The sequence below is a fragment of the Streptomyces sp. NPDC005574 genome (assembly GCF_040605435.1).
Taxonomy (GTDB): domain Bacteria; phylum Actinomycetota; class Actinomycetes; order Streptomycetales; family Streptomycetaceae; genus Streptomyces.
In genome coordinates, this window is the sequence record NZ_JBEXCW010000001.1 from 53802 (window position 1) to 72050 (window position 18249).

Annotated in this window: 23 protein-coding genes and 1 tRNA gene; 17 read left to right on the forward strand and 7 right to left on the reverse strand. The window is 73.2% G+C overall.

Annotated elements, in window-relative coordinates:
* Nucleotides 1-48: 48 nt before the first annotated feature.
* From ABZT03_RS00275 to ABZT03_RS00290, 4 genes are read right to left on the reverse strand one after another with little or no spacing between them, the layout of a single operon-like run.
* Nucleotides 49-849, reverse strand: a complete 801-nt coding sequence (locus tag ABZT03_RS00275; RefSeq protein ID WP_356031374.1) for a glucose 1-dehydrogenase — start codon at nucleotides 847-849, stop codon at nucleotides 49-51.
* Nucleotides 846-1325 carry a cupin domain-containing protein gene (locus ABZT03_RS00280; RefSeq protein ID WP_356031377.1) on the reverse strand — a complete coding sequence of 160 codons (480 nt, stop codon included), beginning with the start codon at nucleotides 1323-1325 and terminating at the stop codon, nucleotides 846-848. The genes ABZT03_RS00275 and ABZT03_RS00280 overlap by 4 nt, the downstream gene beginning before the upstream one ends.
* Nucleotides 1322-1939: a GNAT family N-acetyltransferase gene (locus ABZT03_RS00285; RefSeq protein ID WP_356031379.1), complete on the reverse strand. Its 618-nt coding sequence runs from the start codon at nucleotides 1937-1939 to the stop codon at nucleotides 1322-1324. The genes ABZT03_RS00280 and ABZT03_RS00285 overlap by 4 nt, the downstream gene beginning before the upstream one ends.
* The gene (locus ABZT03_RS00290) at nucleotides 1932-4034 is read right to left on the reverse strand and encodes a penicillin acylase family protein (protein ID WP_356031382.1); all 2103 of its coding nucleotides are present in this window, start codon (nucleotides 4032-4034) and stop codon (nucleotides 1932-1934) included. The genes ABZT03_RS00285 and ABZT03_RS00290 overlap by 8 nt, the downstream gene beginning before the upstream one ends.
* Before the next feature lie 158 nt (nucleotides 4035-4192).
* Here ABZT03_RS00290 and ABZT03_RS00295 point away from each other — a divergent pair, with 158 nt between their 5' ends.
* The 5 genes from ABZT03_RS00295 to ABZT03_RS00315 all read left to right on the forward strand — a co-directional run bounded on the left by ABZT03_RS00295 (nucleotide 4193) and on the right by ABZT03_RS00315 (nucleotide 6779).
* Entirely contained in the window at nucleotides 4193-4777 is a 585-nt protein-coding gene (locus ABZT03_RS00295; protein ID WP_356031384.1) for an HhH-GPD-type base excision DNA repair protein, read from the forward strand.
* A 112-nt stretch (nucleotides 4778-4889) separates the two neighbouring features.
* Nucleotides 4890-5231 carry a hypothetical protein gene (locus tag ABZT03_RS00300; RefSeq protein WP_356031387.1) on the forward strand — a complete coding sequence of 114 codons (342 nt, stop codon included), beginning with the start codon at nucleotides 4890-4892 and terminating at the stop codon, nucleotides 5229-5231.
* A 65-nt stretch (nucleotides 5232-5296) separates the two neighbouring features.
* Nucleotides 5297-5419 carry a hypothetical protein gene (locus ABZT03_RS00305; protein WP_356031390.1) on the forward strand — a complete coding sequence of 41 codons (123 nt, stop codon included), beginning with the start codon at nucleotides 5297-5299 and terminating at the stop codon, nucleotides 5417-5419.
* 243 nt (nucleotides 5420-5662) lie between these two features.
* On the forward strand, nucleotides 5663-5959 hold the full coding sequence (locus tag ABZT03_RS00310) for a type II toxin-antitoxin system VapB family antitoxin (protein ID WP_003999914.1): 297 nt from the start codon (nucleotides 5663-5665) through the stop codon (nucleotides 5957-5959).
* A gap of 178 nt (nucleotides 5960-6137) precedes the next feature.
* Nucleotides 6138-6779: a LytR C-terminal domain-containing protein gene (locus ABZT03_RS00315; protein WP_356031392.1), complete on the forward strand. Its 642-nt coding sequence runs from the start codon at nucleotides 6138-6140 to the stop codon at nucleotides 6777-6779.
* A 72-nt stretch (nucleotides 6780-6851) separates the two neighbouring features.
* Here the strand turns inward: ABZT03_RS00315 and upp are convergent, their stop codons facing one another.
* Nucleotides 6852-7487: a uracil phosphoribosyltransferase gene (gene upp, locus ABZT03_RS00320; protein WP_356031395.1), complete on the reverse strand. Its 636-nt coding sequence runs from the start codon at nucleotides 7485-7487 to the stop codon at nucleotides 6852-6854.
* Nucleotides 7488-7628: 141 nt separating this feature from the next.
* On the opposite strand from upp, the gene ABZT03_RS00325 reads away from it, so the two are divergent.
* From ABZT03_RS00325 to ABZT03_RS00365, 9 genes are all read left to right on the forward strand, one after another.
* Entirely contained in the window at nucleotides 7629-7814 is a 186-nt protein-coding gene (locus tag ABZT03_RS00325) for a hypothetical protein (protein WP_356031397.1), read from the forward strand.
* A 240-nt stretch (nucleotides 7815-8054) separates the two neighbouring features.
* A complete protein-coding gene (locus tag ABZT03_RS00330) occupies nucleotides 8055-8603 on the forward strand; it encodes a hypothetical protein (protein ID WP_356031941.1) in 549 nt (182 codons plus the stop codon).
* 92 nt (nucleotides 8604-8695) lie between these two features.
* A complete protein-coding gene (locus ABZT03_RS00335; RefSeq protein WP_356031943.1) occupies nucleotides 8696-9235 on the forward strand; it encodes a nucleoside deaminase in 540 nt (179 codons plus the stop codon).
* Between the two features lie 86 nt (nucleotides 9236-9321).
* Nucleotides 9322-9406 (forward strand) — tRNA-Ser (locus ABZT03_RS00340).
* A 133-nt stretch (nucleotides 9407-9539) separates the two neighbouring features.
* On the forward strand, nucleotides 9540-9719 hold the full coding sequence (locus ABZT03_RS00345; RefSeq protein WP_356031399.1) for a hypothetical protein: 180 nt from the start codon (nucleotides 9540-9542) through the stop codon (nucleotides 9717-9719).
* Between the two features lie 43 nt (nucleotides 9720-9762).
* Nucleotides 9763-10056: a Dabb family protein gene (locus ABZT03_RS00350; RefSeq protein ID WP_356031402.1), complete on the forward strand. Its 294-nt coding sequence runs from the start codon at nucleotides 9763-9765 to the stop codon at nucleotides 10054-10056.
* Nucleotides 10057-10223: 167 nt separating this feature from the next.
* Nucleotides 10224-11207, forward strand: coding sequence for an RNA polymerase sigma factor SigF (locus ABZT03_RS00355; protein ID WP_356031404.1), 984 nt, complete (start codon nucleotides 10224-10226; stop codon nucleotides 11205-11207).
* Between the two features lie 268 nt (nucleotides 11208-11475).
* On the forward strand, nucleotides 11476-12378 hold the full coding sequence (locus ABZT03_RS00360; protein WP_356031406.1) for an RNA polymerase sigma factor SigF: 903 nt from the start codon (nucleotides 11476-11478) through the stop codon (nucleotides 12376-12378).
* Between the two features lie 134 nt (nucleotides 12379-12512).
* Nucleotides 12513-13253 (forward strand): hypothetical protein, encoded by a 741-nt coding sequence (locus ABZT03_RS00365; protein WP_356031409.1) that lies wholly within the window; start codon nucleotides 12513-12515, stop codon nucleotides 13251-13253.
* Between the two features lie 28 nt (nucleotides 13254-13281).
* Here ABZT03_RS00365 and ABZT03_RS00370 read toward each other — a convergent pair whose 3' ends face one another.
* A complete protein-coding gene (locus ABZT03_RS00370; protein ID WP_356031412.1) occupies nucleotides 13282-13479 on the reverse strand; it encodes a hypothetical protein in 198 nt (65 codons plus the stop codon).
* A gap of 216 nt (nucleotides 13480-13695) precedes the next feature.
* On the opposite strand from ABZT03_RS00370, the gene ABZT03_RS00375 reads away from it, so the two are divergent.
* The 3 genes from ABZT03_RS00375 (at nucleotide 13696) to ABZT03_RS00385 (ending at nucleotide 17724) form a co-directional block, all read left to right on the forward strand.
* Nucleotides 13696-14208: a MarR family transcriptional regulator gene (locus tag ABZT03_RS00375; protein WP_356031415.1), complete on the forward strand. Its 513-nt coding sequence runs from the start codon at nucleotides 13696-13698 to the stop codon at nucleotides 14206-14208.
* Nucleotides 14209-14229: 21 nt separating this feature from the next.
* The gene (locus tag ABZT03_RS00380) at nucleotides 14230-16791 is read left to right on the forward strand and encodes an MFS transporter (RefSeq protein WP_356031418.1); all 2562 of its coding nucleotides are present in this window, start codon (nucleotides 14230-14232) and stop codon (nucleotides 16789-16791) included.
* 111 nt (nucleotides 16792-16902) lie between these two features.
* Nucleotides 16903-17724 carry a YceI family protein gene (locus tag ABZT03_RS00385; protein WP_356031421.1) on the forward strand — a complete coding sequence of 274 codons (822 nt, stop codon included), beginning with the start codon at nucleotides 16903-16905 and terminating at the stop codon, nucleotides 17722-17724.
* Between the two features lie 75 nt (nucleotides 17725-17799).
* Here the strand turns inward: ABZT03_RS00385 and ABZT03_RS00390 are convergent, their stop codons facing one another.
* Nucleotides 17800-18189, reverse strand: coding sequence for a hypothetical protein (locus ABZT03_RS00390; protein WP_356031424.1), 390 nt, complete (start codon nucleotides 18187-18189; stop codon nucleotides 17800-17802).
* Nucleotides 18190-18249 lie beyond the last annotated feature (60 nt).

Here is an 18249-nt window from a genome sequence, read left to right on the forward strand (position 1 = left end):
CGCCCCGAGCACCACCACCGCGGCCGGTGCCGGTGCCGGACGAAAGCCTCACCATCCCGGCCGCGCCGACATGCCGCCGTCCACCACCAGGTCGTGTCCGGTGATCCAGGCGGCGAGCGGCGAGGCGAGGAACACGCAGGCGTCACCCACGTCCTCGGGGCTGCCCAGCCGTCCCGCCGGCGCGTTCTCCCGCCAGCGGCGGACGCCGTCGGGCCAGGTCTCCGCCAGGCCCTCGCGGTCGATCAGGCCGGGGGAGACCGTGTTGACGCGGATGCCGTAGGGGCCGTACTCCAGGGCCGCGGAGCGGGCGTGCATGACGACGGCGGCCTTGGACGCGCTGTAGTGCGCGTGCAGCGGGGCCGGGCGGCTCGCCTCGATCGAGGCGATGTGGGTGACCGTGCCCCCGCCCCGCTCCCGCATGATTTCCGCCGCCGCCTGCGTACAGGCGAAGACGCTCGACAGGTTGGTGTCGACGACCGCCCGCCAGTGGGCCGCCGTCATCCCGGCGAGGTCCCGCGTCGGCTGGACGCCCGCGTTGTTGACCAGCGCGTCCAGCCGGCCGCCGCCCCACTCGGCCGCCTCGGCGACCAGCCGCCGGCCGGCGTCCTCGTCGGTGAGGTCCGCGGCCGGCAGGACGACGGCCCGGCGGCCCAGCGCCCGGACCCGTGCGGCGACCTCGTGTGCCGCCGCCACCGCCGTACGGCAGTGCAGGGCGAGGTCCGCGCCCTGGGCGGCCAGGCGCAGCGCGATCCCGCGCCCGAGGCCGCCGCTCGCGCCCGTGACCAGGGCGACCTGTCCTTCGAGGAGTCCCGCGGGCGTTCGCGGCGGCCGTGCCGTCGGCTGTGTCATGGCCGGCACAGTGCCACGATCCGGGCGGCCTCGGCCGGATAGCGCGCCGTCAGCCGGGCCGCGTCCCCGTGCTCGTAGCCCTCGTACGTGAAGCCGGGTGCCGAAGTGCAGCCGAAGAACGTCCACGCGCCGCCCGCCGCGACCCGCGCGCCCATCCAGGTGCCGGCGGGCACGGTGAGCTGCGGCTGCTGGCCGCCGAGGACGTGGGGGCCGAGGACGGGCGAGCTCGACGTGCCGTCCGGGGCGAGCAGCAGCAGGTGCAGCGGGTCGCCCAGGTAGAAGTGCCAGATCTCGTCGTCGGGCAGGCGGTGCAGGGCCGAGAAGTCGTCGGGCTCCGCGGTGAGCAGGACCACGACGGCCGAGCCCGCGGGGCGTCCGTCGGGGCCCGGGGGCCCTGCCCAGGTGCGGCGGAAGCGCCCGCCCTCGCGCGGGATCGGCTCCAGGTCGTAGTGCGCGACGAGGTCTTCGGGGGTCACCCGGGGAAGGCTACCTCCCGGCTGAGGAAGGCCAGTTGGGCGTGCTTCTCGGGCAGCTGGACGTCCGGGAGGTCGATCCCGGGCAGGACGACGGCGGGTCCCGCCTCGAAGCCCTGCTTGAGGAAGCGGGCGATCGCCTTCTCGTTGCGCGCGTCGGGGTCGACCACGATCCGGGTGCGGTCCAGGCCCAGCAGCACGTAGGACGCGACGGTGGTGAGCAGCGCCGACGACCAGCCGGGTCGCGGGCCGTCCGCCGCGGCGGGCGCGAGCAGCACGTGGACGCCGATGTCCCCGGGCCGGACGGCGTAAGACTCGCCGACGCGGTCGGCCTCCGGCTCGTAGGTCTGCAGGAGGCCGGCCGGTTCGTCGTCCCGGGTCAGCAGGAAGGCGTGGTGGGTGTCGAGGGTGTCCAGGTGGGCGTAGATCTCCGCGACCTCGTCCTCGGTCAGGCCGTTCATGCCCCAGAAGGAGGCCCGCTCCTCGCTGACCCAGGCGTGGACCATGCGGGCGTCGGCGTGCGGGTCCAGTGGCAGGACGCGGAGGATGCCGAAGCCCTCGGCGAACCGCTCGTGCACGGGTTCGCGGGCGGCGGGCTGCGGACGGCGGTCAGACATCGGTCTCCTTGGTGAGCAGGTTCCAGTCGGTGACCACGGGGGCGAGGTCTCCCCGGAGCCACCGGGGGAGCTGGTCGCGGTGGTGGGGCGAGCCGGGCAGCCCGGAGGCGCCGAGGGGGACCACCCACCGGCTGTCCTCGCGGCGGGCCAGGTCCCAGACGTAGCGGGCGGCGGGTCCGCGCGCGGCCAGGTCGGTCAGGCCGGGCACGGCGGAGGTGCACAGCACGCAGTCGTGGTCGCCGGACAGCGGCGGGTCCTCGGCCGCGGGGTGCGCGTGGCGCGCGCGGTAGGCGTCGTACGACGGGCCGGTGAGCGCCCGCCAGGGGACCAGGCGGTGGGTGTCGCCCCAGGTGCCGGCGGGCGGTGCGGCGGCCACCTCCTCCACGGCGGCGCGGACCGCGGCGGGGCGGTCGACGCCGTACAACTCCTCGGCGCGCAGCAGGTGTTCGAGGGCGAAGCCGATCCGCGGGACGAGGGCGAGCCAGGGCAGGAGAACCTCGGGCCAGGCGGGCGGGGCGGTCAGCGCGGCGAACGCCGGGTGCGCGGCGAGACGGCGTACGACCGCGCCGCGCACCGCCGCGTAGGCCGCCGCGTCCGCGCTGCCCGCGTCCATGTGGCGGTCCCAGCGCAGCAGGGACTCCCGGAGCCGGGCGGCCGGCGGGGACAGCCGGCCGAGCGCGGCCAGGTGGTCCAGCAGGGGGGCGGCGGAGGCGAGATACGTGTCGGTGTGGATCGCCGGCATGTCACCGGCCGACCAGTGGTCCTTCCCGGCGAGCAGCGCGGTGATCCGGCCGGCGCGGTGGGGCGCGGCGAACTCGACGCCGAGGGGGCCGGCCGGGCCCCGCTGGTTGGCCATCACGGCGACGCCGTCGGTCAGACCGGCGCGGGGCATCGGATGCCAGCCCGTCCACGCGTGGCCCGGCTCCCAGGCGGGCACCGGCCGGACGCGGTTGGCCTCGGCGCGTACCGGCACCCGGCCCGCGACCCGGTGCAGCAGGCCGCCCTCGGTGTCGGCGGCCTGGACCACGTTGACGGGTTCGGCCCACGCGTCGAAGGCGCGGTCGACGTCGGCGACCCGGCGGGCCCGCAGCAGCGGCAGCAGGGCGCCGAAGCCGAGGTCGGCCGTGACGCGGGGCGGGTGCCGGAGGCTGAGCGCGACCGGGGTGCCGTCGTCGAGGCCCTCGGGGCCGCCGGCGATCACCGGGCCCCGCTCCGTCTCGATCACCTCGACCTCCACCGGCTCCCCGCCCGCCACCTCCACGGTCTCGGTGTGCCGGGTGGCGCGCCGCCAGCGGCCGTCGGGGCCGAGCGCCTCGACGCCCGCGCCGGTGCGCCGCAGCCGCTCGCGGTAGAGGTCCTGGTAGTCGGCCATCGCGTTGGTGATGGCCCAGGCGACCGTGCCGGTGTGGCCGAAGTGGGCGATGCCGGGGACGCCGGGGACGGCGAGACCGACGACGTCGAACTCCGGGCAGGACAGGCGGATCTGCTGGTAGACGCCGGGGTCCTCGATGAAGCGGTGCGGATCGCCCGCGATCAGGGCCTGCCCGGTGGTGGTCCGCTCGCCGCTCACCAGCCAGCCGTTGCTGCCGGCGGTGGCGGGGCCGTCGGCCGCGAACAGGCCGAGGGCCTCCTCGCCCAGGTGCTCGGCGACCCGCTCGCGCCAGAGTTTGGCGGGGAAACCGGCGAACAGGATGTGCGTGCCGAGCCAGACGGCGAGGGGGGTCCAGGGCTCCCAGCGGCCGGGGGCGAGGTCCAGGTGGGAGAACTCGGGGGCCGCGTTGCCGGCCAGGCCCTCGTTGACGCCGTCGGTGTACGCGCGGACCCAGTCCGCCGTCTGCGGGTCCCGCTCCGCCAGGGCGGCGAAGCAGCGTCGCGCGGTGTCGTCGAGGCGGGCCCGTCTGGCGAAACGGTCCCAGGGCAGGGCGACGGTGCCGAGGAAGGCGGCCGCGGTGCCCTGCGCGCGGTGGCGCTCCACCTCCAGCTGCCAGCCGCGGTCGAGGGCGGTGACACGGCCCTGGGCGCGGGCGAGTTCGCGGACACCGCCCGCCCGCAGGTGCGGGATTCCCCACGCGTCGCGGTAGGTCTCGGCTGTCACCCTGCGGCCCTTCTCTCTGCGCCTGCGCCGCCACACCGCCGGCGATCTGGTTAGGTTCACCTAACCTGGACGGAAGCGTACGGGACGGGCCCGGCGCCGGTGCACGCGCCGGGGCGTACCGGCGCGCGACCACGCCCCGCGCGCGGGATCATCGACGCATGGACGTCACCCTTCACCTCGCCCAGGACCCCGAGGCCGACGCGCTCCTCGGCCGCTCCCCGCTCGCCGCGCTGGTCGGCATGCTGCTGGACCAGCAGGTTCCGATGGAGTGGGCGTTCAAGGGGCCCGCGACCATCGCCGGACGGCTGGGCGCCGACGACCTGGACGCGCACGAGATCGCCGCGTACGACCCGGACGCCTTCGCCTCCCTCCTGTCCGAGAAGCCCGCCGTGCACCGCTACCCCGGGTCGATGGCCAAGCGCATCCAGCAGCTGTGCCAGTACCTCGTCGAGCACTACGACGGGAACGCCGAGCTCGTCTGGAAGGGCGTCGACGACGGGCGCGAGCAGCTGCGCCGGCTGCAGGAGCTGCCCGGGTTCGGCAAGCAGAAGGCGCAGATCTTCCTGGCCCTGCTGGGCAAGCAGCTCGGCGTGCGGCCGAAGGGCTGGCGGGAGGCCGCGGGCGCCTACGGCGAGGCCCGGTCCTTCCGGTCCGTCGCCGACATCACCGGCCCCGAGTCGCTGACCAAGGTGCGGGCGCACAAGCAGGAGATGAAGGCGGCGGCGAAGGCGGCCGGGAAGTAGTACCGGGCGGGCGTCGCCGAGGCCCGTCAACCGCCGGCCCCCCGGTACGCCGTGCGGGCGGATCTCGCCGGGAGGCGATGAACACCGGGGGTCGGGCGGGGACATGAGCCCCATGAGCGCCGCACCGGGTTTCGCGCGCAGCCGGGTCCGGCTGCGCACCCGCAGCCGGGTCCGGCTGCGGGTGCTCGTGCTGCTGCTCGTCCTGCTCGTGCCGGGCACGCACGCCGGGCTGCCGGTGGGCCAGACGGCCGCCGCCGTCGCCCCGGGCGACCCGGGCGAGCACGACGTCCTGGACACCGCCGCACGGCCGGCGGCCCGCGCCGTCCACCGGCCGGTCGCGCCCCCGGGACACGCGCCGGCGGCCCCTTCCGCGCCCGGCGCCGGCGCGCACCGGGCACTGCCCGCGCCCCCGTACGCGCCGAACCCCCTGCGCTCCGTGGTCCTGCGCTGCTGACCGACCCGTCTCCCCGGACCGGTCAGCCCACCCATGGGACACACGCGACGCGAGGAAGTTCCGTCATGCCCACAGACCCCTACGCGGTCCTGCGCGCCCTGCTGCGCGCGGAGGCCGCCCGCAGCACGCCGAAACCCCAGCCGAAGGAGAGCCACCCGCGGCAGCCGTCGCGGGAACGGGAGCACTGAACCGGGAGCACTGAACCGGGAGCGCTGAACCGCCGGCGGAGGCGGATCCGCCGTCTCCGCCCGGCCCCGCCGGGGAGTGCGGGAGCGCTCCCCGGCGAGGCGGCGACACGGCCGGCCGCGCGGCCGCGCGGTCACCCGTCCCGGACTCCCGTCCCCCTTTGAACCGATTCACGGCGGCTTTTCCGGCGGCGCACTCCACCGCCATGGCTGCGCCGTGAAGCTCCGGGCCGGTAGGCTTTCCGTGTGATCTTCAAGCGCATCGGAAACGGCCGGCCGTACCCCGACCACGGCCGGGAAAGCACCCGGCAGTGGGCGGACGTCGCACCGCGCCCGGTCCGCCTCGATCAGCTCGTGACGACCAAGGGCCAGCTCGACCTGGAAACCCTGCTCGCCGAGGACTCCACGTTCTACGGCGACCTGTTCGCGCACGTCGTGAAGTGGCAGGGCGACCTGTATCTGGAGGACGGCCTGCACCGGGCCGTCCGCGCCGCACTCCAGCAGCGCCAGGTCCTGCACGCCCGCGTCCTCGAGCTGGACTGACGGCCCCTCTCCGCGTCCCCCGCCCACGACGGCCCGGTCCTCCTCCGGGGCGCCGCGCTCCCCCGTGCCCGCCTCCGCTCGCCCAGGTGAGCCGGGTGTTGACCCTTTCGGGTTCTCCTGCGTGACGTCGAATGATCATCTAGTAGGAATCACCGCCGACTCGCACTACGCTGCGCCCATGAGCATGCTGACTCCCCCTGGCATGGGCGGCGAGTACCGGATCACGGGGGACAAGTACCCGCGGATGCGACGGCGCCGGCGGCGCGGCAGGCTCGCGGTCGGGCTGATCGCCTCCATCGCAGCCCTCGGCCTGGTCGGCTGGGGCACCCTGCAGCTCATCGACGTCTTCACGGGCGGCGGCAAGCGGGCCGCGGCGGCCGCTTCCAAGACGGCCTGCACCACCCGGGCGAGCGCCTCGCCCCCAGTCGCGGCGGCGCTGCCGAAACCGGCCCAGATCACGGTGAACGTCTTCAACGCCACACCCCGCAGCGGGCTGGCCAAGCAGACGGCGGACGAGCTGAGGAAACGCGGCTTCAAGATCGGCGAAGTGGGCAACGCGGCCAAGGAGTTCGACAAGAAGGTCAAGGGCACCGGCGTGCTCCTCGGCCCCGCGTCCTCCCTCAACACCTCGCTGCCCGTGCTCGCCACCCAGCTGGGCGCCGCCGAGCGCCGCACCGACGCCGCCCGCAAGGGCCGGACGATCGACCTCGTGCTCGGCACCGGCTTCAAGGCGCTTACGAAGAAGGCGGCCGCCGACCGGGCGCTGGCCGCACTGACCGCGCCCGGGCCGACGCCCGCCACCGCGAAGAAGAGCTGCTGAGCAGCCGTAGGAGAAACGGTTCGGCGGCCGGGGTCGCCGGCCGCCCGACACCCGGGGTCCGCTCCGCCGGGGCTACTCCGCCGCGCCGTACATCCGGTCGCCCGCGTCGCCCAGGCCCGGCACGATGTAGCCGTGCTCGTTGAGCCGCTCGTCGACCGAGGCCGTCACGACCGTCACCGGGGTGCCCGCCAGCTCGCGTTCCATGATCTCCACGCCCTCGGGGGCGGCGAGCAGCACCACGGCGGTCACGTCGTCGGCGCCGCGCTTGATCAGCTCCCGGATCGCCGCGACCAGGGTGCCGCCGGTGGCGAGCATCGGGTCGAGGACGTACACCTGACGCCCCGAGAGGTCCTCCGGCATGCGCGTCGCGTACGTGGAGGCCTCCAGCGTCTCCTCGTTGCGGACCATGCCCAGGAAGCCCACCTCGGCGGTCGGCAGCAGCCGCACCATGCCGTCGAGCATGCCGAGACCGGCCCGCAGGATCGGCACCACCAGCGGGCGCGGGTAGGACAGCTTGACGCCGGTGGTCGGGGAGACCGGGGTCACGATGTCGACCTGTTCGGTGCGCACGTCCCGCGTGGCCTCGTAGGCGAGCAGGGTGACCAGTTCGTCGGCGAGGCGCCGGAAGGTCGCGGAGTCGGTGCGCCGGTCGCGCAGCGTGGTGAGCTTGTGGGCGACCAGAGGGTGGTCGACGACGTGGAGACGCATGGCCCCCACAGTAGCCGTGCCCGGTGGGGGCGGCGCCCCCGAGCGGAACAGCGGCCCGACCGCCCCCTTCGTCACTCGCGCGCCGGCATCAAACCGCTCGTCGGAGGGAACGTGGGAAGGACGTAGTGGGGTGGTGTGCCGATGGCTGACCGAGAGTCTCGCGAGGACGCCTCGCGGGAGGAGACCGAAACCGAGCGCAGGCGGCGCCGGGCCCAGTTCCTGCGGGAGCTGACCGAGGCGCGCGAGTTGCGGGACCGTGTGCAGCCCCGCCGCGCCAAGACGGCGCGACTGCGCCACGCCATGCGTATGCGCACGTTCCGCTGGTGACCGCGGCGCTCTTCCCGCCCTCCTGAGGGCGGCCGAGTGCGTGTGGCGCCCGGCGGGCCGCGTACGATCCCGCTCGTGGACGATCAAAACGAGCGGACACAGGGAGCGGAAGACGTCCCCTGATCGCCTTGTATCTGCCACGATTTCGAGTGGGTGGGGCTCGGAGCGCAGCTCTCCCGCCCGCGACCTCCGCCGGGGGGACCCCCAACCGGCACGCCTATGACCAGTGGGAGAGTCACGGTGTACTTCGCCGCACTGCTCGCGCGCACCGAAGACGGGTGGGAAGCGAGCGACACAGAGCTCGACGATGTGGAAACCCTGTCGGATCTGGCCGAACTGGCCCGTGCAGCCTCCCCGGAGGACGACACGGTGCTGGTGCTCATCGAGCAGGAGGACGCCTGGTTCGGCGTCGTCCGGATCGACGGCGAGGACGACCCGCGTATCTACGTCTCGGACGCCGCCGCAGCTGCCCGCAGCTCGTACGGCGAGATCCTGCTCACGGACGAACTGCTCGGTAGGGATCCCGGCGACGACGTGGTCGTCGACCTGGACTCCCTCGACCTCGACGGTACGGAGGACGGTGAATCCGACGACGACGACACGGACGACGACGAGGACCAGGACGGCACCTCGGCCGAGGCCGTGCCGCACAGCCCTGTCGGCGACAGCGAGATCCTCGACGACCTGGGCGTCGGTGTGAAGGAGCTGCGCGCTCTGGACGCCGACGACGCGCTGTCCGCGATCGCGGAGGCCCTGGGCGCCGCGGAGGTCCTGGAGACCGTCCGCTGACCGGGACGGACCCGGAGGGCCCGGACGACCCGGAGGGCCCGCCGGGTCCGGACCCGCGTCCGGACCCGGTGCGCGACCCCTGGCGGGCCGCGATGCGGCTCGCGCTGGCCGAGGCGGAGCAGGCCGGCCGCGGCGGGGACGTCCCCGTCGGCGCCGTCCTGCTTGCCCCGGACGGCACGACCGTGCTGGCCGCCGGGCACAACGAGCGCGAGGCGACCGGTGATCCGACGGCCCACGCCGAGGTCCTCGCCCTGCGGCGGGGCGCCGCGGCACTGGGCGGCGGACCGGGAGGCGGGACCTCCGGTGTGTCCGGTGCGTCCGGCGAGCTCGGTGCGTCCGCTGCCTCGGGCGCTGCGGGTGTCTCCGGGGCCGGGCGGCGGGCGGGCGAGTGGCGGTTGTCGGGCTGCACGCTCGTGGTGACCCTGGAGCCCTGCACGATGTGCGCGGGCGCCCTGGTCCAGTCCCGCGTGGACCGGGTCGTCTACGGCGCCCGGGACGAGAAGGCCGGCGCGGCCGGCTCCCTGTGGGACGTCGTGCGCGACCGGCGGCTCAACCACCGGCCCGAGGTGATCGAGGGCGTGCTCGCCGGGGAGTGCGCGCGCCTGCTCACGGACTTCTTCCGCGCCCGCTGAGGTCCGCCGTCCACCGCCCCGGGCCCCGGCCGTCCGGGGGGAAACGGATTTCGGACCACGCACCCCCTTGCTGTAAGGTCTCCCTCGGTAGCGTGTCCGAGCGGCCGAAGGAGCTCGCCTCGAAAGCGAGTGTGGGGAAACTCACCGAGGGTTCAAATCCCTCCGCTACCGCTTGAGAAGGGCCCCGTCGACAGACGGGGCCCTTCGTGCAGTCCTGACCGATCCCGGCAAAGGGCGGGAAGGTTACACTCACCGCCGGTCAACAGGGGGCCCACGGGGCACAACAGTCACAGGGGAGGCCGCGGTGGCGGTGAATTCGAAGAAGATCGCCGTCTATGTGCTCGTGGTCTTCGTGCTCTACGTGATCATCACGGATCCGGCGAAGGCCGCCGACTACGTCCAGATAGGGTTCGAGGGCATATCGGACGCCGCCAAGGCGGTCGGTGACTTCATGTCCTGGGTCGCCGACGGCGCCAAGAACTGACGCGGCCCACACGGCCCCTTCGCACTCGCCCGGGAGAGTCCCCATGATCCGCCACCTGGTCCTCTTCAAGCTCGACGAGGGCGTCCGGCGCGACGACCCCCGCGTGGTGAAGGGCGTCGAGGCCTTCCGGGCCCTCGGCGGCCTGATCGAGGAGCTGCGCTTCTGGGAGTGCGCCTGGAACATCACCGACCGGCCCATCGCCTACGACTTCGCGATCAACTCGGCGGTCGAGGACACGGCGGCCCTCCAGCGCTATCTGGAGCACCCGGCGCACCAGGCCGGTGTCGCGCTGTGGCGGGAGTTCGCCACGTGGGTGATCGCCGACTACGAGTTCTGAGCCCCCCTCTCCCGGGAGCCCTCCAGAAGCCCTCCGCCACAACGGCGGGGGGCTTTCGCGCGTCCTCCGGCCCCACGCCCCCTCAACACGGTGTTATGGGGTGCTTGCACACAGTGCACATCTCTTGTGATGCTATGACCGCTTTTGACGGATGAGTTGACCGATGGATGACCGATGAAGAGGTGGCGTTGACCGTGTCGGCCAGTACCGCGCCGCCCCAGCAAGCCTCACCGGCCATTCCCGCCGCGACGGCCGCCCCCACGGTCCAGGCCGCGCCGGCCCCGCAGGCACCGCAGGCCACCGCCCCCACCACTCCGGCCGCCCCGGCCGCCCCGGCCGCACAGGAGGCCCAAGAGGCCCAGGACGCCGCCCCCGCTCCGCAGCGCAGTCGGGGTGCCGACACCCGGGCCCTGACCCAGGTGCTCTTCGGGCAGCTGAAGGGGCTTCAGCCGGGCACGCCGGAGCACGACCGGGTGCGCGGGGCGCTGATCGAGGCGAACCTCCCGCTGGTGCGCTACGCCGCCGCCCGCTTCCGCTCCCGCAACGAGCCGATGGAGGACGTCGTCCAGGTCGGCACCATCGGGCTCATCAACGCCATCGACCGCTTCGACCCGGACCGGGGCGTGCAGTTCCCGACGTTCGCGATGCCGACGGTCGTCGGTGAGATCAAGCGGTACTTCCGCGACAACGTCCGCACGGTCCACGTGCCGCGCCGGCTGCACGAGCTGTGGGTGCAGGTCAACGGCGCGACGGAGGACCTGACGACGGCCTTCGGACGCACTCCGACGACGGCCGAGATCGCCGAGCGGCTGCGCATCACGGAGGAGGAGGTGCTGTCCTGCATCGAGGCCGGGCGGTCGTACCACGCGACCTCCCTGGAGGCGGCGCAGGAGGGCGACGGTCTGCCGGGGCTGCTGGACCGGCTCGGCTACGAGGACCCCGCGCTGGACGGCGTGGAGCACCGGGACCTGGTCCGCCATCTCCTGGTCCAGCTCCCCGAACGCGAGCAGCGAATTCTCCTTCTGCGCTACTACAGCAATCTCACCCAGTCGCAGATCAGTGCGGAACTCGGCGTGTCCCAGATGCACGTCTCGCGCCTACTCGCGCGTAGCTTCCAGCGGTTGCGCTCCGCGAACCGTATCGAGGCATAACCGCAAGCGCGAGCGAAACGTCACCGGCGAGAGCGAATCGCTCACCAGCGCGGATCCCGGCGTCTTCCTTGTGAAAAACCGTCAGACCCCCTTTATCCAGGGCGTATTCGCATCTCACATGTCGACATGTCACTACAGCGTGTTGCCGACATGTGACATTCTCCGTGCAGCGCGTTTGCCGTGGCTCCGGCTCCGGTATTCAGGTGAAGGCTGCGTTCCTCAGACGGGAGCGTCCGCCGCGACCGTCCCGCGACCCAAAGGGGGTGGCATGTCCGCAGTCCAGGGCAGCTCGAAGGTGCTCACGCTCACGAAGAGCGAGGTTGCGCCCACGCTCGTCGACGATGTTGTGGTCCTCCAGGCTCCGCCGGCCCCCGCTCCGGCTCCTGCTCCGTCGCTTCCGACCTCGGGAGCCATCGACACCCGCACCCTGTCCCGCTCCCTTTTCCTGCGGCTCGCCGCACTGGACGAGAACAGCCCCGAACGCGCGTACGTCCGGGACACGCTGATCGAGCTCAACCTCCCGCTGGTGCGCTACGCGGCCGCCCGCTTCCGCTCCCGCAACGAGCCGATGGAGGACATCGTCCAGGTCGGCACCATCGGCCTGATCAAGGCGATCGACCGCTTCGACTGCGAACGGGGCGTGGAGTTCCCGACGTTCGCGATGCCGACGGTCGTCGGTGAGATCAAACGGTTCTTCCGGGACACCTCGTGGTCGGTGCGCGTCCCGCGCCGGCTCCAGGAGCTGCGGCTGGCGCTGACGAAGGCCAGCGACGAACTCGCCCAGAAGCTCGACCGCTCGCCGACCGTGGCGGAACTCGCCGTGGTCCTCGGCGTCTCCGAGGAGGACGTCGTCGACGGCCTCGCGGTCGGCAACGCCTACACCGCCTCCTCGCTGGACTCACCGGCCCCCGAGGACGACGGCGGCGAAGGGTCCCTGGCCGACCGCCTCGGCTACGAGGACACCGCGCTGGAGGGCGTCGAGTACCGCGAGTCGCTGAAGCCGCTGCTCGCCAAACTCCCGCCCAGAGAGCGGCAGATCATCATGCTGCGCTTCTTCGCCAACATGACCCAGTCGCAGATCGGCGAGGAGGTCGGCATCTCGCAGATGCACGTCTCCCGGCTGCTGACCCGGACGCTGGCGCAGCTGCGGGAGGGGCTCATCTCGGACTGAGGTCACGCGACAGCCGCCCGGGCCTTCCTATTTGACGGAGCGTCAGCCACCATGGCGCGATGCTTCGAGCGACCAGGGCATCCTGTGCGGCACGCGTGACACGGGCGACATGGACACATGGCCGTCGAGGCGTCGTGATCGGCGCGTCGGCGGCCGTCGTCTGTCTGGGCGGGGTCCTGGCGGCCTGCGGTGGCGGGGACGGCGGCGGATACGTGGCCACCGGGTCGGCGGGCGGACCGCCCAGGGGCGCCGCCACGGCCGTGACGCCGACGGGGCGGGTGACGCTGGTGCCGCTCGACGGCGCCGGCACGAGCGGGCCCGCCGACTCCGCCGCCGGGAACGGCGGTCGGGGCGGGGACGCGGCCGAGGCGCCCGCCGGTGGCGCTACGGGTTCCGGTGCGGGCCGCTCCGGTGTGAGCTCCGACTCCGGTCGTACGACGGCGGGTTCCCCGTCCGGGGCCGGGTCCGCGTCCTCGCCCTCGTCCTCATCCCCGAGTTCACCCGGGAGGCCGTCGGCACCAGCGCCCTCGACCTCGGCGACGGAAACGTCTGAACCCGCGCCCGGCGGTCCCGCCGTACTGACCTGGCGGGACCCGGTGCGCGAGCCGGCGGACGAGCGGTGGTGCGAGAAGGTGACCGTGGAGTTCACCAACAGCGGTCAGGCCGCCGTGCGTTCGGGCACGGTGACCCTCGGGACGCATGTCGTCGGCGCGCTCGGGATCGACTGGGCGACCGTCGAGTCCACCGTGGACCTTCCGGCGCCGATCGTGGCCGGCGCACGGAAGGAGGGGGCCTGGACGGTCTGCGTGGAGGAGTGGCGGGTTCCCCTCGGCATGCACGTGGAGACCCGGGACGTCGCCGTCCGGTGGCGGTAGCCGCACGTACTGCCGGAGCGCGCCCTTCCTACTTGAGCGCGAGCCAGGCCACCGCCGCGACGACGATCACCGCGACGACGACTGCGAGGATCACGCCGAAGCGGGGGCCGGAGGGGGCCGCCGCCTGCTGCTGCCGGCCCTGAGGGGCCTCGTCGACGAACGCGCGGAACATCTGGGTGTTGCCGGCGGGGTCGTGGTTGCCCTGCGGGCCCTGGGTGTTAGCCATGCCCCGAGACACTAGCGAATCGTCGGGCACCGCCCAAGTGGGGGCCCCGCCCCGGCCTCTCCGCCGCACCACCCCCGCATCACCGCCCCCCACCTGTGCGTTTACGTTCGCAATACGTGCCTTTGCCAACTTTTTATGCGGTAGCCCTCCGTTTTATTTGCCTGTAGCAACCAACCGCCTCTATGGTTGCCCTAAGCAACGAATACGGGAGGTGCGATGGGCGAGCAGACGCGATACGAGGAGCTGATCCGTCAGTTCAGCGCCTTCGGCGCCGTGAAACGGGAGATGGGACGGATACTGCCGGGCGACTGCCCGAGCGGGTCCGCCGCCGTGCTGACCCTGCTCGCCCGCCACGGGGACATGCGCATGAGCAGGCTCGCGGAGCTGCTCGCCGTGGACATGTCGGTGACCAGCCGTCACGTCGCGCACGTCGCCGAGCGCGGCTGGATCGAACGCTCCCCCGACCCGGCGGACAAGCGCTCGCGCATCCTGCGCCTGACGCCCGCGGGCCTGACGCAGGTGGACGAACTGTCCCTGCGGACCACGCGGATACTCGCCGAGCGCCTGAGCGACTGGAGCGACGACGAAGTGGGTCAGCTCACCCGGCTCATGGCCCGGCTGCGGGCGAGCTTCGACGACTGCCGTACCGCGTCCGTGGCACCCGGGACGACCGGGAACCGGCCCGCGGACCTTCCCGTACTCGAACAGACCACCCGTACACCCGCATAAGCACGGAAGAGAAGGAAGCCCATGGCAACGACCACACCAGCCGGTGTGCGGGCTCACGCCAAGCACGGGGGAGGCTCCCCCGACGGCGTCCAGATGACGCACCGGCAGATCATGGAGGCGCTCTCCGGGCTGCTGCTCGGCATGTTCGTGGCGATCCTGTCGTCCACGATCGTCACCAACGCGCTCCCCGAGATCATCGGCGACCTCGGCGGCGGCCAGTCCGCCTACACCTGGGTCGTCACCGCCTCGCTGCTCGCCATGACGGCGACCACGCCCCTGTGGGGCAAGCTCTCCGACCTGTACAGCAAGAAGGCACTCGTCCAGATAGCCCTCGTCGTCTACGTGCTGGGATCGGCCGCCGCGGGTCTGTCGCAGAACCCCGGCATGCTGATCGCCTGCCGTGTGGTGCAGGGCGTCGGCGTCGGCGGTCTCTCCGCCCTCGCGCAGATCGTGATGGCCGCGATGATCTCCCCGCGTGAGCGCGGGCGTTACTCCGGCTACCTCGGCGCCACCTTCGCCATCGCCACCGTCGGCGGCCCGCTGCTCGGCGGTGTCATCACCGACACCTCGTGGCTCGGCTGGCGCTGGTGCTTCTACGTCGGTGTGCCGTTCGCGGTCATCGCGCTGATCGTGCTGCAGAAGACCCTGCACCTGCCCGTCGTGAAGCGGGACGTGAAGGTCGACTGGGGCGGCGCGTTCTTCATCTCCGCCGCGGTCTCCCTGCTGCTGCTGTGGGTCACCTTCGCGGGTGACAAGTACGACTGGGTGTCGTGGCAGACGTACACGATGGTCGCCGGCGCGATCGTGCTGGGCCTGCTGTTCGTGCTCGTCGAGTCCAAGGCGCGCGAGCCGATCATCCCGCTGCGGCTGTTCCGCAACCGCACCATCACGCTGTCCTCGCTCGCCTCGCTCTTCGTGGGCGTCGCGATGTTCACCGGCACCGTGTTCTTCAGCCAGTTCTTCCAGCTGGCCCGGGACAAGTCGCCGACGATGTCGGGTGTCATGACGATCCCGATGATCGGTGGCCTGTTCATCTCCTCCACCGTCTCCGGGCAGTTCATCACCCGCACGGGCAAGTGGAAGGTCTGGCTGGTCAGCGGCGGCGTGCTGGTGACGGCGGGCCTGGGCCTGCTGGGCACCGTCCGCTACGACACGGACTACTGGAAGATGGCGATCTTCATGGCCCTGCTGGGCCTGGGCATCGGCATGATGATGCAGAACCTGGTGCTGTCCACGCAGAACCAGGTGGCCCCCGCCGACCTCGGCTCGGCCAGCTCCACCGTCACGTTCTTCCGGTCCCTCGGCGGCGCCGTCGGCGTCTCCGCGCTGGGTGCCGTCATGGCCCACCGCATCACCGACTACGCCCAGGACGGCATCGCCGGTCTCGGCCCGAAGTACGCGTCCCTGGCCTCGGGTTCCAGCTCCGACTCCATCCCGGACATGGACAAGCTGCCCGCGCCGCTGCGCACGGTCATGGAGAGCGCCTACGGCCACGGCATCGCGGACGTCTTCCTGATCGCCGCCGGTCTGGCCCTGCTCGCCTTCCTCATCACCCTGTTCATCAAGGAGGTCCCGCTGCGGACCAGCGGCGCGCTGGCCCAGGCGGCCGCCGACGCGGACGCCTCCGGCGACGCCGGCCAGGCTCCGGCGGCCGAGGCCGCGGCCACCGCCGAGACCCCGGCGCCGGTCGCGGCGAGGACCCCCGCACGGGCCGCCGCCGACGAGACCGGCACCGGTGCCGAGGACACGCGGCAGCTCACCTCCGTCGCCACGCTCACCGTCCCCCAGGCGTCCGCCGGTGACGGGGGCCTGAGCGGCAGCGCCGGCATCCCGGTCCGCGGCTTCGTCCGCGGCGCCGAGAGCGCGCCCCTCCCGCAGGCCGCCGTCACGCTGATCTCGCTCGCGGGACGGCAGCTCGGCCGGTCGGTCGCGCAGGCCGACGGCTCCTACGCGGTGGACGCGCCGGGCACCGGTTCCTACGTCCTGATCGCCTCCGCCGACGGGTTCCAGCCGCAGGCGTCCACGGTCGTGGTGAACGGCGAGCCGGTGGCGTACGACATCCTGCTCAGCGGCACCAGCGGACTGAACGGTCTGGTGCGCGCCGCGGAGTCCGGGGCGCCCGTCAAGGACGCCATGGTCATCGTGACCGACGTGCGCGGCGACCTGCTGGCCACCGGGACCACCGGAGAGCAGGGCGACTTCGCCTTCACCGAGCTGGTGCCGGGCGCCGTGACCGTCGCGGTGAACGCCGCCGGCTACCGGCCGCGCGCGCTGCCCGTCGAGGTGGGCGGCACCGGGGTCACCCGGATCGAGGTCGACCTCGACGCCGGAGCCCAGCTCCAGGGTGTCGTACGGGCGCCGCACGGCCCCCTCGCCGACGCCCGCGTGACGCTGGTGGACGCGGCGGGCAACGTGGTCGGCACGGCCACCACCGGCACGGACGGGGCGTACGCCTTCACCGACCTGGACAGCGGTGAGTACACCGTCATCGCGACGGGCTACCCGCCGGTCGCCACGGCGCTGACCGTCGAAGGCCGCGGGACCGACGGCCACGACGTGCACCTCGCCCACCCGGGCGAATAGCCCCGGCTCCGGCCCGTGGCGGCGGGCGCGGCTCCTGCGCGGAGCGCGTCCGCCGCCGCGGGCCGTGCCTTTTCACGACCGCTTCGTATTGCCTCGCAGGGAGAGAACGGGATGGGACTGACCGCGAAGATCCGCACGCGGGACGGATGGGCCGTGTCGCACGCGGTCGTCACGGTGACCGACGCGACCGGCTCGCAGGTCGTGCGCGCCGAGGCCGACGGGGACGGCGCCGTACGGGACGCGACCGCGCTCGCGCCGGGGGCGTACACCGTCATCGTCACGGCCGTCGGATACGCGCCGGCCGCCTCCAGCGCGATCGTCACCGCGAGCGGACGGGCCGAGGTCGGCACGGTGACGCTGGCCCGGCAGGGCGGCGCCGAACTACCGCCGCCGGGACCGTGGACCGTCGACCCGGCGCACTCCAGCGTGGGCGCGGTGGCCCAGCACCTGGGCATCTCCAGCGTGCACGGACGCTTCACCGACTTCACCGCGTCGATCGAGATCGCCCCCGACGACGTGACCAAGTCCCGGGTCGAGGCGGTGATCCGGGCCGCGTCCGTCGACACCGGCAACGCGACGCGCGACACCCATCTGCGGTCGGCGGACTTCCTGGACGTCGAAGCCCACCCCGAGATCACCTACCGCTCGACCGGCGTCACGGCGGCCGGCACCGACCGCTGGACGGTCCACGGCGAACTGGGCATGCGCGGGGTGGTCCGGCCGGTCGACCTGGACCTCGCCTACCTCGGCACCGGATCCGACCCGTGGGGCGGGACCCGAGCGGCGTTCCGCGCGAGCGCCGAACTGCGCCGCGAGGACTTCGCGATGAACTACAACCAGGTGCTCCAGGCGGGCATCGCGGCCATCGGTACGACGCTGCGGGTCGAGCTGGACGTCCAGGCGGTGCAGGGCGAGTTCCTGCCGCAGGCGTAGCGGCCGGGGGAGTCCGGCGGGCCCGGCCCGGGTCGTCCGGAAGCCGGCCGCCCGGCGGGACGTGCCGGACAGGACCTACAGCAGGCCCACGATGCGCGGCGGCGCGAAGAGGTGGCGGGCCCGGTGCTCCTCGGCCGCCATGACGGCGCCGGTCCGCTGCCCCGGCACCCGCTCCTGCCCGTCGTCCACGCCGGCCCGGTGGTGGGCGCAGGTCCCGCAGCCGGGCTCCCAGCCGGGCAGCGCCGGCCGGTGCTCGTCGGCCAGATGACGGGCCAGGCTGATCTGGGTGCCCACGACGCTGTCCGTGACGTCCCAGTCGACGCCGGGATCCTCCGCTGCCAGGCCGGCCATGACGGCCTGCACGTGCTTCATCGCCTCGTAGCGGCGGACGCACTCGGCGCAGTCCCACAGCCAGGCGGGCGGCAGCGGCCACTGGTCCTCGGGGTCGATGCGCTCGGCGCTCATACCCGTCAACAGTAGGGGCAGGGGAACCGGCCCGCCGGGCTCCCGGCTCATCCGCCGCCG

Coding starts and splice junctions, on each gene's coding strand:
- ABZT03_RS00275 (WP_356031374.1), bottom strand. CDS start 849: ATGACACAGCCGACGGCACGGCCGCCGCGAACGCCCGCGGGACTCCTC.
- ABZT03_RS00285 (WP_356031379.1), bottom strand. CDS start 1,939: ATGTCTGACCGCCGTCCGCAGCCCGCCGCCCGCGAACCCGTGCACGAG.
- ABZT03_RS00295 (WP_356031384.1), top strand. CDS start 4,193: ATGGACGTCACCCTTCACCTCGCCCAGGACCCCGAGGCCGACGCGCTC.
- ABZT03_RS00300 (WP_356031387.1), top strand. CDS start 4,890: ATGAGCGCCGCACCGGGTTTCGCGCGCAGCCGGGTCCGGCTGCGCACC.
- ABZT03_RS00305 (WP_356031390.1), top strand. CDS start 5,297: ATGCCCACAGACCCCTACGCGGTCCTGCGCGCCCTGCTGCGCGCGGAG.
- ABZT03_RS00315 (WP_356031392.1), top strand. CDS start 6,138: ATGAGCATGCTGACTCCCCCTGGCATGGGCGGCGAGTACCGGATCACG.
- upp (WP_356031395.1), bottom strand. CDS start 7,487: ATGCGTCTCCACGTCGTCGACCACCCTCTGGTCGCCCACAAGCTCACC.
- ABZT03_RS00325 (WP_356031397.1), top strand. CDS start 7,629: ATGGCTGACCGAGAGTCTCGCGAGGACGCCTCGCGGGAGGAGACCGAA.
- ABZT03_RS00335 (WP_356031943.1), top strand. CDS start 8,696: ATGCGGCTCGCGCTGGCCGAGGCGGAGCAGGCCGGCCGCGGCGGGGAC.
- ABZT03_RS00350 (WP_356031402.1), top strand. CDS start 9,763: ATGATCCGCCACCTGGTCCTCTTCAAGCTCGACGAGGGCGTCCGGCGC.
- ABZT03_RS00355 (WP_356031404.1), top strand. CDS start 10,224: ATGACCGATGAAGAGGTGGCGTTGACCGTGTCGGCCAGTACCGCGCCG.
- ABZT03_RS00360 (WP_356031406.1), top strand. CDS start 11,476: ATGTCCGCAGTCCAGGGCAGCTCGAAGGTGCTCACGCTCACGAAGAGC.
- ABZT03_RS00370 (WP_356031412.1), bottom strand. CDS start 13,479: ATGGCTAACACCCAGGGCCCGCAGGGCAACCACGACCCCGCCGGCAAC.
- ABZT03_RS00375 (WP_356031415.1), top strand. CDS start 13,696: ATGGGCGAGCAGACGCGATACGAGGAGCTGATCCGTCAGTTCAGCGCC.
- ABZT03_RS00380 (WP_356031418.1), top strand. CDS start 14,230: ATGGCAACGACCACACCAGCCGGTGTGCGGGCTCACGCCAAGCACGGG.
- ABZT03_RS00385 (WP_356031421.1), top strand. CDS start 16,903: ATGGGACTGACCGCGAAGATCCGCACGCGGGACGGATGGGCCGTGTCG.
- ABZT03_RS00390 (WP_356031424.1), bottom strand. CDS start 18,189: ATGAGCGCCGAGCGCATCGACCCCGAGGACCAGTGGCCGCTGCCGCCC.